Raw genomic sequence first — 13,322 nt, 5'->3', positions numbered from 1 at the left:
GAGAAACGCCATGACATGGGAAGTATTAAGCATCATTGGAACCATTGCTTTTGCGGTTTCAGGGGCATTTATAGCTATGGAAGAAGAATATGATATTTTAGGTGTATACATATTAGGGATCGTTACCGCTTTTGGCGGAGGCGCCATCCGGAATTTACTGATCGGGGTGCCCGTTTCCGCCCTCTGGGAACAAGGGATGCTTTTCCAAATTGCGATGCTTTCAATCACCGCTGTTTTCCTCTTTCCAAATGATCTATTGAAGCATTGGAAAAAATGGGGAAACTTTTTTGACGCAATCGGATTATCTGCATTTGCCATTCAAGGTGCACTGTATGCAACTGAAATGCATCATCCATTGAGCGCTGTGATTGTAGCAGCAGTATTAACCGGGAGCGGAGGCGGAATTATCAGGGATTTGCTTGCTGGAAGGAAACCGATTGTTCTCCGTTCAGAAATTTATGCTGTGTGGGCTATCCTATGCGGAGTTGCAGTCGGTCTGAAGATGACTGACTCTCCTTTGGAACTATATGGACTATTTTTAATCACAACCTTGCTCCGTGTACTTTCATATACTTACAAATGGAAGCTTCCTAATAGACCATTCAGAATGAACCAACCTTTATGAATAAATCACAGCAAAACGCGGCACCAAGCGAAGCCGCGTTTTTATTCGTTATCAGAGAAAATTAAGTCATTGCTCCTTAATGTTATCAAATCATGCCGATCGAAACCATTCTGCATCAACAGCCTCATCGCCTGTGCCCGAATTGATTTTTCAATGATATTTCTCACGTAGCGTCCATTGGAAAAACTGGCAGGCGAATAAGAATTCTTCACCTCAAAAAGATGTTCTCTAAGTCTTCTTTCTGCATCATGGCTCAGTACATATTCCTTTTCACTCATCATACGCTTGCCAATCTCCATCAGTTCCTCGACCGAGTAATCAGGAAAACTGAATACTAAAGGAAACCGGGAATGCAGACCTGGGTTCAAGCTTAGAAAATATTCCATTTCCCTAGAATAACCCGCCAGAATTAAAATGAATTCATGTTGTTTATCTTCCATATGTTTAACGAGAGTATCAATTGCCTCTTTCCCAAAATCTTTTTCTCCGCCGCGGCCCAAAGAATATGCTTCATCAATGAATAATATGCCGCCAAGTGATTTTTTGATCAGATCTCTTGTTTTTTGAGCAGTGTGCCCAATATATTCACCGACCAGATCCGCTCGCTCCGCTTCTATTAAATGACCTTTGGACAGCACATTCATTTTTAAGAAAAGTTTTCCGATTAGTCGTGCTATCGTTGTCTTGCCTGTTCCCGGATTCCCTTTAAACATCATATGGAGAGCTTGCTTTCCAGCTTTCAACCCCATTGCTTCTCTTTTCTTATTAATATATATCCAGGCATAAACTTCTTTTATCATCTGTTTCATATCTTCCATGCCGACAAGTTCGCTTAATTCCGATTCGATTTCCCGCAGTGCAGCATGCTCTTGAGAAAGAGATTTTGGCATTACCTCTCGTTTATCAAGGGATTTAACCGCAGTCGATTTCTGGGAGTTCAATACGATGCTGATTTGTCCGTTGTTTTTCATACGGATTGGCTGATCCAAAGCATTCACCTCACATTCCAAACATTATACGCTTAAAGTGGACGATGGGTGACACCCGCCCATTATCTCTATAACTATTTACATTTTAAAATAAGTTTTTTGTCATAATATGCGCTTTCCCGAGAAATATGGGCATACTTAAATGCGCTGGTTTTAAAAGTTCCTTCCTTATCCTATTCTCCAATTTTGCCATTCATGCATTATTCAATCTCACTGGATATCTAGATTCCCTAGCCATATAAAAAAGGCCAGGTCATGATTGACCGGCCCTGTATCGCTTTATTATTTATTGCTGTTCATCAAAATTCAATTGGACATTGCGCTGTGGAGCGAATGTAGAGATTGCGTGTTTGAACACAAGCTGTTGTTTGCCCTCGCATTCGAAAAGTACTGTAAAACTGTCAAAGCCTTTTACTAATCCACGAAGTTGGAAACCATTCAACAAGAATACGGTCACTAGTGTACCGTCTTTTCGTAATTGATTCAAAAATTGATCTTGAATATTGATAGCTTGTTTCATGTAAAGTCCTCCTCTTCTATCTCTAATATTATCTATTCGATTTTAAAGCAAGCTTTCCTGCAATAAAATCAGAAATTTTACGGAAATTTTTCTGTGAATCTTGTTGATTTGTTACATCAAACCATTGGACATCCATTTTATTGCGGAACCAAGTCAATTGCCGCTTCGCATATCGTCTGGAATTTTGCTTTAGATTTTCAAGCGCATCATCAAGCGATGATTTTCCATCCAAATATTCATAGATTTCTTTATACCCAATTGCCTGGATAGACTGGACATCCCGAAGATTTATCTGATGAAGTCCTTTGACTTCCTCAAGAAGCCCCTCATGAACCATCAGGTCTACCCGATGATTGATTCGCTGGTACAGCAGATCCCTGTCCATGGTCAATCCTACAAGCGCTGTATCATAAAGCATCTCGGAATCTTGGCTTTCCTGATACTCCGACATGGTTTTTCCGGTACAATGAAAAATTTCCAATGCCCGGATGACCCGCCTTACATTATTAGGATGAATGTTTTTTGCACTATGAGGGTCAATACCCTTTAAGTCTTCGTATAAACCATTTGATCCTTCTTTTTGTGCTCTCTGCTCCAATTTCCTTCTGAAGCTTTCATCACCAGGGGCTTCTGTAAATTGGTAATCGTAAAGAACTGCTTGTATGTATAGCCCTGTCCCTCCAACAATCATCGGCATTTTGCCGCGAGAATGGATTTCATCAATTTTTTTGCGGACGATCTGCTGGAATTCAGCTGCAGAAAAATGTTCGCTTGGATCTTTTATATCCAGTAAATGATGGGGAATCCCCTTCATCTCCTGATTCCTAATTTTTGCTGTCCCTATATCCATGCCCCTATAGACCTGCATGGAATCTCCACTGATGATTTCACACCCAAATTCCTTGGCGAGTTCAATGCTCAGTGATGTCTTGCCTACTGCTGTTGGTCCGATCAGTACGATCAGTTTCTTTTTTTCCAAAAAATTCACTGCCTTTGTTGCGTTTTCACTATCGTACCATAGAATTGCCCGTCAAAGAATACTTAACTATTATGTTCCACTTTTTAAAAAGATAAACCTTCAAAAAGAGGGATATATGCATAGCAGCATATACCCTTCTTTTGTTTGGAAAAGCTTATGGTTTCAGCGTCAGATCTTGTCCCTTTTTAATTTTTCCATCAGTTCTTGTTGTATGATAATTCCCATTGATCCAATCATCTATTTGATCATGATACCATTCACTTTTAAAATGCCCCGACTGTCCAGGTCCGACAATATGGTAGGCCTTCGACATATCCGATGTATCAATGACAAATCTCCATGATGCTCCGTGGTCGACGATTCCATCCTCTTCATAGCTGGCAGCCTGGACTGTGACTTGGCTGCCGCCGATAGGAGCGGGCTTTTCATGATTGAAGAAGTAAGCTAGAATGCCGGATGCCTGTGAAACAGGGTGTTCAAAATAAAGTTTGTGATAATCCCCCCATACCCATTTCTCAGGATTATTTCCATAATCATCAGAAAGCTGATCCAATACATTTTTCAATGAATTGGCCAGCAGGTTTTCTATGCCTCCGCGATCTTCCACCCAGGAACTATGTTCTCCTTTCAACGATTTCCTCAAAATTTCATCGGTAACAGACTGGCTTCCATCAAATAAGTCATACATGTCTACTGGAATTTCTTTCCCGTAAAGCACTTTCGGAATCTCCTTCATCCATAGATTGAAAATGAGGGGTGCTGCCTCATCCTTATCATCAACAAAATTCCAGTCCCCAAGGATTTTCAGTGCCTGTTCAGCAGTTTTTGATAATTTCGCGTCTTTCAGAGCGTCCAAAAACTGAGGGATGAATTCCCGTGCATATAAATTTGTTTTATCCATCTGCAGGGCTTCCATATCTTTAACGCTGATTTTCTCCTTGCTTTTCAGCACCTCCTGGATCCTCATCTGCCGGTAAGGCTGTGCCCAAGTATTGCTTATATGGTATGGATAGTCGTCGGAAACTACCTTATTGTTGGCGGAAGAAATGAATCCTTCCTTTGGATTCACGGTTTTGGGAAGTTCATCATACGGGATGAACCCTGTCCATTCATATTCATCCGTCCAGCCAGGGACTGGAAGAAGGCCATCCCCTTTTTTTCTGATTGGGATTTTCCCATTTGCTTTATAAGCGATTGTTCCATCTTCTGAAGCAAATACAAAGTTTTGGGTCGGTGTCTCGAATTTTTTCAATGCTTCTTCGAACTCTGGCCAATTATTTGCTTTATTCATATTTAGAATGGCTTCAAGTTCAGATGAAGGATCCAGAGCCGTCCACCTCAAAGCAAACGAATTTTCTCCATCAGGCTGATTAGCAAATTCAGAAATAATAGGACCATGCCTTGTTATTGTGACTTTATATGGAATGGTTTCCTCCCCATTGATACGGATTGGCTCATCTATCACTTTAGCTGTTTCCCATTGACCATTGTATAAGAATTCATTTTTATTTTCCGGATTTCGCTTTTCGATATATAAATCCTGTACATCAGGGCCAGTATTCGTGACTCCCCAAGCAATATGATCATTGTGGCCAAGGATAATACCTGGAACTCCTGCAAAAATGACACCGCTGACATTCAACTTATTTGTCTGAAGCTGCATTTGGTACCATATTGCTGGCGTGGCCAAAGATAAATGAGGATCATCTGCAAGAAGCGGCTTACCTGATACACTCTTATCCCCGCCTACTACCCAGTTATTGCTCCCATTGAACTCAGGTGGAATGACACTTGCTGCAAAGCTGTTTTTAACGTCCAGATTCGTTCCTTTTAAGGCTGAGATGATGGTAGGGGCATCCTCGGGATATGATGGAAATAATTCTTTAGCTTTGTTTTCAGGCAGATTCTTTAACGCCCAGTATCTGAATGCCTGCCCCTGCCAGTGGCCCCCTAAATCAAATGCCATGTATTTTCCGATTGTGAGGGAATCAACCGGGGTCCATTTTTCCGGTTTATAACCCAGCAATGTAAATTCAACTGGCAGCTTTTTTGCCGCGGAAGCTTCTTTTATGTAGGCATTAACACCTTCCGCAAATGCTTCCATGACAGACTTTGCATTTGAAGAATAGTTAGGGTAAGATGCCTCTGCTGCTCTTCTGAGACCTAGTGTCCGAAAAAATTTATCACGATCGATTGTCGCTTTGCCGATTACTTCACTTAATCTGCCTGAAGCCTGCCTTCTGCTCAAATCCATCTGAAAAAGTCTATCCTGAGCCTGTACATAACCTTGAGCCATATAAAGATCATGTTCATTATCGGCTTTCAAATGCGGAACCCCATTTTCGTCCCGAATCACTTGCACAGCACCATTTAACCCTTTGACATGGATTGTTCCGGATATTACCGGCAGAGACCGGGATGTGTAAACGTTCACAAAAACAACTCCACTTATCCCAATCAAAAATACGATGGCGGCCCCCCATATCCCAATGTTTCTTAACGTCTTTTTTCTTTTCTTCTGAATGACTGCCTCCATACCCGCATATTCCCCCTTCTTTTCTATGTAATTTATTTGCTATACATATGGAAAATCCTTCTTCTCGTGGGGTTCATCCATAAAAAAAGAAGCCCTGACCAAAAATTGTCAGGGCTTCTTAATCATTATTGTACATCAACCGGTTCTACTGCATCCATTAATTCTTTTTCTAACTCAGCAGTATATTGTGCATACTCTTCCTGCTTCCATCCTAATGTTTTTGCCATCTGATCAATGACTGGTTTTTTCCATTCATTCACCCAACTGCGATCAAAGTATAACGCTCCTGTACGGCGAATAAAGAAATCTACAGGCTTATAGACCATTTCATGATCAATGGAATACTGAAGGACTGCATAAATATTTGCAGGAAGGTTCGATTTATTTGTTTTCACATATTTTAAAATGATTTCGGCATTAGTACCGTATTTTTGAGCAATTTCCCTTCCTTCCTCAACTGTCAATCCCGCCGATGCAGCTTTGGATACAAACGATTCAACAAATCTCCCCATTTGAGATGAACCTCCAAAGTCCCCCCCGGATAGCGGAAGGTGCTTTGTTTCACACCCTTTAAATTTCCGGCTGCCTGCTTCCGTAATTCTTTCAGAAACCAAATCGACCACTGTTTCCGCCATTTTCCTGTAGCCGGTAAGCTTTCCGCCAGCAATTGTGATGAGGCCGCTTTCCGCTTCCCAAACTTCATCTTTCCGTGAAATTTCAGAAGGATCTTTGCCCTCTTCATATATGAGCGGCCTTACACCAGCCCAGCTTGATTCCACATCTTCTTTTGTTACTTTCACATCAGGGAACATGAAGTGAATGGCATTTAAGATATAATCACGGTCCTCTTCTGTCATTTTAGGATTTGCTTTGTCCCCATCAAAGAATGTATCTGTTGTACCGACATACGTCTTTCCATCACGAGGAATGGCAAAGACCATCCTTTTGTCAGGTGTGTCGAAATAGATCGCTTGCTTCAATGGGAATTTTTCCTGGCTGATGACAAGGTGTACTCCTTTTGTAAGGCGAAGCTGCTTATTATTTTTTGCATAGTCATTCCCCCTGACTTGATCGACCCAAGGTCCGGCAGCGTTCACAACCTTTTTCGCCTTGATAGGGAATACTTCTCCGCTAATAAGATCACCGATGTGCGCACCTATAATCTTTTTATTTTGATAAATAAATTGATTGGCTTTGGCATAATTCAATACATGCGCGCCTCTCTTGACCGCTTCCTTCATAACTTCTATTGTAAGGCGTGCATCATCTGTACGATACTCGACATAATAGCCTCCCCCTTGCAGCCCGTCTTTTTTGACCAACGGTTCTTTTTGGAGTGCGGCTTCACGGCTGAGCATCTTTCTTCTTTCGGATTTTTTGACACCTGCAAGAAAATCATATACACGAAGGCCGATTGAAGTACTGAATTTGCCGAATGTGCCTCCTTTATGAATCGGAAGCAGCATCCATTCAGGCGTGGTGACATGTGGTCCATTTTCAAAGACGATGGCCCGTTCTTTACCGACTTCTGCCACCATTTTCACTTCAAATTGCTTTAAATACCTTAGTCCGCCGTGAACAAGTTTCGTGGAACGGCTTGAAGTTCCTGCGGCAAAGTCCTGCATTTCCACCAATGCAACTTTCATTCCCCTTGTGACCGCATCCAAGGCAATCCCTGCACCAGTGATCCCCCCTCCTATTACAAGCAAATCGTAAGCATCCTTTTTCATTTTTTCAACTGTTTCACTGCGATTTATATTAGAAAATGTTTGACTGTTCATTTCTCTAACCTCCTAGTTGTCTTACGGCAAACAAAAAGAGACCACAAACTGACATTATGGAATGGGTGCCATAATGCAGTGTGGTCTCTCCTGTTCTCCAACCGAATTATTAACTTGATATTATTGTAGCATATATTTTATTTAAATGCCATAGCTGCATTCACAGCTTTTTTCCAGCCATCATATAAACCTTCTCTTTTATCTGCAGGCATTTCTGGTTTGAAAGATTTATCCAGATTCCAGTTTGATGTAATTTCATCTTTACTGTCCCAGTAGCCTACTGCAAGACCAGCTAAATAAGCTGCTCCGAGAGCGGTGGTTTCGTTGACCTCCGGACGTTCAACGGGAACATCCAGCAAATCGCTCTGGAATTTCATTAAGAAATTATTCTTTACAGCGCCGCCATCTACTCTCAAGGTTTTTAAAGCAATCCCGGAATCTGCTTCCATCGCTGTCAGGACATCTTTTGTCTGATATGCTAATGATTCAAGTGTTGCACGGACAAAATGCTCTTTCGATGTGCCCCTCGTCAATCCAAAGACGGCTCCGCGAACATTGCTGTCCCAATAAGGCGTCCCCAGCCCTACAAAGGCAGGTACAACATATACACCATCTGTGGACTCCACTTTTTCTGCATACCCCTCACTGTCCTTTGCATCCTTCAGCATCCTTAACCCATCCCTTAGCCATTGGATGGCAGAGCCGGCGACAAAGATGCTTCCTTCTAAGGCATATTCCACTTTCCCATCAATGCCCCATGCGATAGTAGTCAATAGACCATTCTCGGAATCAACTGCATTTTCACCCGTATTCATCAGCATAAAACAGCCCGTACCATAAGTGTTTTTTGCCATTCCTTTCTCAAAGCAAGCCTGGCCGAATAATGCAGCCTGCTGATCACCCGCAGCTCCGGCAATCGGGATTTCCTGACCGAAGAAATGGTGTGTTACCGTCTTTGCGTATATTTCAGATGACGGCTTGACTTCAGGAAGCATGGATTTAGGGATTGAAAGAATTTCCAAAAGTTCTTCATCCCATTTCAGTTCATGGATATTGTACATCAACGTCCTTGATGCATTTGAATAATCTGTAACATGCGCCTTGCCTCCTGAAAGCTTCCATATCAGCCAAGTATCAATAGTCCCGAAGAGGAGTTTTCCTTCTTCTGCTTTCTGGCGGGCTCCATCTACATGATCAAGTATCCATTTAACTTTTGTACCGGAGAAATAGGCGTCAATCAAAAGACCCGTCTTCGCTCTGAAAGTATCATTATAGCCTTTTTCTTTCAAATCATCGCAAATCCCGGAAGTTTGACGGGACTGCCAGACGATTGCATGGTATACGGGATTACCGGTCTCCTTATCCCAAACAACTGTCGTTTCCCGCTGATTGGTGATTCCAATGCAGGCGATTTGCTCCGGTTTCACTTCAGATTCAGATAAAACGGTTGCAATGACTGCCAGCACTGAGCCCCATATCTCATTTGCATTATGCTCCACCCAGCCTGGTTTCGGGAAGTATTGCTTGAATTCCTTCTGCGCAACATGGACAACTTCCCCTTTTTTATTGAAAAGAATCGCTCTTGAACTTGTAGTGCCTTGATCTAATGAAAGAATGTATTTTTCCATGATAAAATCCTCCTCAATTTATGCAGTCAATCTTTTTTCTTTAATACCTTCTTTTTCACCTTTATCTAATAGAAGAGATACTGCTAATACTACCAGTATTACAGCCAATATCCACCATAGTGCCTGTGTCATCTTCCCTTCAAACACTGCTTTGTAGAATACCCCTCCAAAAGAGCCTCCTAAAGCTGGACCGACAACTGGAATCCACGCATAGCCCCAATTGGAAGTACCTTTCCCATGAATCGGCAAAAGGAAATGTGCAATTCTTGGCCCAAGATCCCTTGCGGGGTTGATCGCATATCCTGTAGTCCCGCCAAGAGACAACCCAATGCTTACAATTAAGAATCCTACGATAAATGGATTGAGGCCATCAGTAAACTTATTCGCTCCGATTGATAAAATTCCTACCACAAGAACAAAAGTACCAATCATTTCACTAAGCAAGTTGGAAAAATAATGTGGAATCGCTGGTCCAGTCGCAAATACACCCAGCTTGACTCCAGGGTCATTTGTCGCTTTCCAATGAGGCAGGTAATGCAGATAGACGACTGCTGACCCAATCATTGCTCCAAGGAATTGCGCCAGAATATATCCTGGTACATCCTCCCAAGGGAAATCTCCCTTAAATGCCAATCCTAGTGTTACTGCAGGATTTAAATGAGCTCCGCTATATTGGCCGACAGCATACACACCTACAGCAACAGCGAGCCCCCATCCCATCGTAATGACGATCCATCCTGAATTTTGTGCAAATGATTTTTTTAAATTCACTCCTGCGCAGACGCCTGCACCCAATATGATTAAAATGGCTGTTCCAACCAATTCTGCTAAAAATGGCGACATACTAATCCCCTCCAAATAAGTAATTCGAGCTGCTTGATTAATTTGTTTGCTTGTCCGTTTTAATGCAATAAAAAAGAGAGAATCACACAGCTTGCCCACTAGTAAGGCAATGTGTGATTCTCTCAATTCTCTGTCACGGACTATTAACTTGCTTTTATGGTACATCATAATGAAAACGTTGTCAATTCATTAATTAAAGGTTTTATTCACAAAAATTAACAGAGTGAATTACGAACTGCTGAATTTGTCCCAGAGCATAAGATTGGAAGTTGTAACGGCTGAAGCACCGGCTTCTATTGCCTGTTCAACTTCATCAACGTGATCGATCAGTCCGCCTGCGAATATAGGCTTGCCGGTCCGCTCATGGATTTCTTTGATTACTTTAGGAATCACGCCAGGAAGCACTTCTACGTAGTCTGGATCCGTCTTCGCTATCAGCTTGATGCTTCTTTCCAATGCATGTGTATCGAGGATGAATGCCCTTTGGGTGGCGTATACCCCTTTTTGCCTTGCTTTTGTTATGACGCTTCCTTTAGTGGAAATCAATCCATATGGTTTAAGTTCCTGGCAAATATATTCAGCGGCAGCTTCATCGCTGCTTAATCCATGAATTAAATCGACATGGCAGAACATTTTTTTATTATGTTTTTTTGCATGACTATAGACGCTCTTCAGCATTCCGACATGCAAATCCAAAAAGACCCCATATGTATATGGCGAGTCGATCATTTTTTCAAAATCTTTCATTGACCGGATGGCAGGAATTATTTTTTGTCCGTGAAAACTCACATCTATCACCCTAACATTATTGAATTTTCTACACCTCATCATACATACATCCCGCTCGAATATCAATTTTTTCATCTGCTGGATGGATATTTCCAATAAAAATAAGGGTGCATTTTTCATGCATCCTTATTTTCTGTAAGTATTTTATGCTTTGTCATATGTATGCTTTTGCATTCTGCTTGCCAGCCAGTAAAGAAAATCAATTTCTTTTGCGTACAATGGCCTTTTGAGTTCTGTTTCCATTTCCTTTTTCATTAAGAAGAAATCAACCTTTTTTCGAATCACATACCCACCCCGCATGATTGCTTTCTACTAATTAATTTACTATAACATGTGTTGGTTTTCCATAATTTTCTGAATTAATTTAAAAAAGAGGAGCCTAAATCAGCCGGCTCCGCTTTTCTTATGATCCAGCTCCAGCGCCTAGCCCCTCGAGTCATAAGCCGTACCTCTACGGAAATCAGGATTTCCTTCGAGTTCCGTCTTATGCTGGTCGGGGCTGTTCGAGGCGCTTCCGCTTTTCTTTGTCCAGCTCCGCCGGCTAGAGGCTGGGAGGTTTCCTTCAGCACACTTACGATAAGTCAACATCGGTTCGCTGCCGCTCACCGTGTTTCCTTTATCTCGTGGTGCTTCAGTCCAACCTCGGCGCCTCTGAACAGCCGGCTCCACTTTTCTACTCACATAATCCTTTTAAACATCTTTTCCATTTCGTATACCGAATAGTGGATGATGATTGGTCTTCCGTGGGGGCACGTGAATGGGTCTGAGGTTTTTCTGAGTGTATCTAGTAGTGCTTGAATTTCATCATTCCTTAGATGATGGTTGGCTTTGATCGATGCCTTGCAGCTCATCATGATGGCTGCCTCTTCTCTCAGCTTTTTAACGTCGACTTTTTTCATGGATAACAGCTGTTCAATCATTTCCTCAATGATTTCTTGTTCTATTCCCTTTGGGAACCACTGAGGATGTGAGCGGACGATATAGCTGTTTTGACCGAATGATTCAAGAAAGACGCCTACTTTCTCCAGCTCCCCTTTGAACTCTTCTATTTTCATGCATTCATTCAATGAATATTCAAAGGTTAATGGAACAAGCATTTCCTGAAGTTCGTTCTCGACTTGTCCAACCTTTTCCCGAAAATATTCATATTTAATTCTCTCTTGTGCCGCATGCTGGTCGATGATATATAAGCCCTTTTCATTTTGAGCCATAATGTAGGTTCCGTGCATTTGGCCGATTGGGTACATCGGCGGGACCCTTGATGGTTCAACAGGTGGTTCAACAGGTTCTGAACCTTCCTCGTGAGAAGGAAAATCACCATAGCCCTCTTCAAGAATTCCATCTTCTGTCAGTTCTTCATCGAGGTAATCATCCTCAGAATGCATAGGTTCTTGCACAACCCCTTCTTTAATAAAAGGTTTCCCGGCGTCTATCGTAATACCATTACCTTTGACAGGAAGACTTGTGGTGTATTCCTTTACTGGTTCCTTGCCTGCATCCTCAGGATCCGCCCATTGCAGGACAGATTCGTTTCTCTGTGCCGGCTTCCCGCTCTCTAAATGATCGAGCTCCAAAAACGTCTGCTCGCTTTTAGGTTTTTCTTTTTTCGTTTGAATCAATCCGCTTGGAATGAGCTCCTGTCTTTTGAAAGCTTTTTTTATCGTTTCTGAAATCAGGGTATTCAATTCCAGCTCTTTACTCAGCCTTACTTCCATTTTTGAAGGATGAACATTGACATCAACAAGAATAGGGTCCATTACGATGTTTAAAACAACGATTGGATATCGACCGATTGGTAGAAGGGTGTGATACCCTTCCTGAATCGCCTTGACAAGCGGATAGTTCTTAATGAACCTCCCATTGATCATTGTAGAAATATAGTTCCTTGATGCCCTTGTGACCTCCGGAAGGGAAATGAATCCCTTTACCTTGAAATCCAATGATTCAGCTTCGATAGAAATCATTTTTTTGGCCATATTCAATCCATAGATCGAAGCCAGCACCTGACGCAGATCTCCGTTTCCATTTGTTTGAAGGAGCTGGCGGCCATTATGTCTCAGTCTTAATGAAACCTCAGGATGTGCCAATGCAAGGCGATTGACCAGATCCGTGATATTCCCCAATTCCGTATGAATGGATTTCATGTATTTTAAACGGGCAGGCGTATTAAAGAACAAGTCGGAAACGGTAATATCCGTCCCTTTTCTGGCTGGTGCCTTTTCATGTGCTTTCATTCTGCCGCCTTCAAGATGGATTCTTGTCCCCGATTCGTCCCCTGTACTTGTAATCATCTCAAAAGAAGAAACAGAGGCTATACTTGGAAGGGCTTCGCCGCGGAAACCGAGGGTTCTGATCCGGAAAAGATCATTTTCATCTTTGATTTTGCTTGTTGCATGCCGTCTGAATGCTGTAAGCACATCGTCTTCCTGAATGCCATCTCCATTATCAATAATCCGGATTTTACTGAGCCCCGCTTCCTCGATATCGATTTCGACCACTTTACTATTGGCATCGATGGCATTTTCAACAAGTTCCTTTACGACTGAAGCAGGACGTTCAACTACTTCACCTGCTGCAATCTTATTGGATAATGCATCATCCAATTGAATGATCTTCCCCATAATTCCACCTC

General features: G+C 42.1%; 11 protein-coding genes. 1 reads left to right on the top strand and 10 read right to left on the bottom strand.

Going from position 1 to position 13,322, the window contains the following annotated elements:
• Positions 1–10: 10 nt before the first annotated feature.
• Positions 11–625 (top strand): trimeric intracellular cation channel family protein, encoded by a 615-nt coding sequence (locus ABTV07_RS08540; protein ID WP_433749994.1) that lies wholly within the window; start codon positions 11–13, stop codon positions 623–625.
• A 41-nt stretch (positions 626–666) separates the two neighbouring features.
• Here ABTV07_RS08540 and spoVK read toward each other — a convergent pair whose 3' ends face one another.
• From spoVK to mutL, 10 genes are all read right to left on the bottom strand, one after another.
• Entirely contained in the window at positions 667–1,614 is a 948-nt protein-coding gene (gene spoVK / locus ABTV07_RS08535; protein WP_433749991.1) for a stage V sporulation protein K, read from the bottom strand.
• 286 nt (positions 1,615–1,900) lie between these two features.
• A complete protein-coding gene (gene hfq, locus ABTV07_RS08530) occupies positions 1,901–2,134 on the bottom strand; it encodes an RNA chaperone Hfq (RefSeq protein ID WP_114743586.1) in 234 nt (77 codons plus the stop codon).
• Positions 2,135–2,162: 28 nt separating this feature from the next.
• Positions 2,163–3,113 (bottom strand): tRNA (adenosine(37)-N6)-dimethylallyltransferase MiaA, encoded by a 951-nt coding sequence (gene miaA / locus ABTV07_RS08525; protein WP_433749987.1) that lies wholly within the window; start codon positions 3,111–3,113, stop codon positions 2,163–2,165.
• 154 nt (positions 3,114–3,267) lie between these two features.
• Entirely contained in the window at positions 3,268–5,649 is a 2,382-nt protein-coding gene (locus ABTV07_RS08520) for a penicillin acylase family protein (RefSeq protein ID WP_433749984.1), read from the bottom strand.
• A 125-nt stretch (positions 5,650–5,774) separates the two neighbouring features.
• On the bottom strand, positions 5,775–7,430 hold the full coding sequence (locus ABTV07_RS08515) for a glycerol-3-phosphate dehydrogenase/oxidase (RefSeq protein ID WP_433749982.1): 1,656 nt from the start codon (positions 7,428–7,430) through the stop codon (positions 5,775–5,777).
• 137 nt (positions 7,431–7,567) lie between these two features.
• Entirely contained in the window at positions 7,568–9,058 is a 1,491-nt protein-coding gene (gene glpK, locus ABTV07_RS08510) for a glycerol kinase GlpK (RefSeq protein WP_433749980.1), read from the bottom strand.
• 18 nt (positions 9,059–9,076) lie between these two features.
• Positions 9,077–9,901, bottom strand: a complete 825-nt coding sequence (locus ABTV07_RS08505) for an MIP/aquaporin family protein (RefSeq protein WP_433749977.1) — start codon at positions 9,899–9,901, stop codon at positions 9,077–9,079.
• Positions 9,902–10,129: 228 nt separating this feature from the next.
• The gene (locus ABTV07_RS08500; RefSeq protein ID WP_433749974.1) at positions 10,130–10,690 is read right to left on the bottom strand and encodes a glycerol-3-phosphate responsive antiterminator; all 561 of its coding nucleotides are present in this window, start codon (positions 10,688–10,690) and stop codon (positions 10,130–10,132) included.
• A 144-nt stretch (positions 10,691–10,834) separates the two neighbouring features.
• A complete protein-coding gene (locus ABTV07_RS08495) occupies positions 10,835–10,975 on the bottom strand; it encodes a hypothetical protein (RefSeq protein ID WP_433749971.1) in 141 nt (46 codons plus the stop codon).
• A 392-nt stretch (positions 10,976–11,367) separates the two neighbouring features.
• Entirely contained in the window at positions 11,368–13,311 is a 1,944-nt protein-coding gene (gene mutL / locus ABTV07_RS08490) for a DNA mismatch repair endonuclease MutL (protein ID WP_433749968.1), read from the bottom strand.
• Between the last annotated feature and the right edge of the window lie 11 nt (positions 13,312–13,322).

This window comes from Falsibacillus pallidus (genome assembly GCF_050990905.1).
GTDB classification, from domain to species: Bacteria; Bacillota; Bacilli; order Bacillales; family DSM-25281; genus Falsibacillus; species Falsibacillus pallidus_A.
Note: the sequence above shows the minus strand (reverse complement) of the source record. Positions and strands in the feature narration are given on the sequence as shown.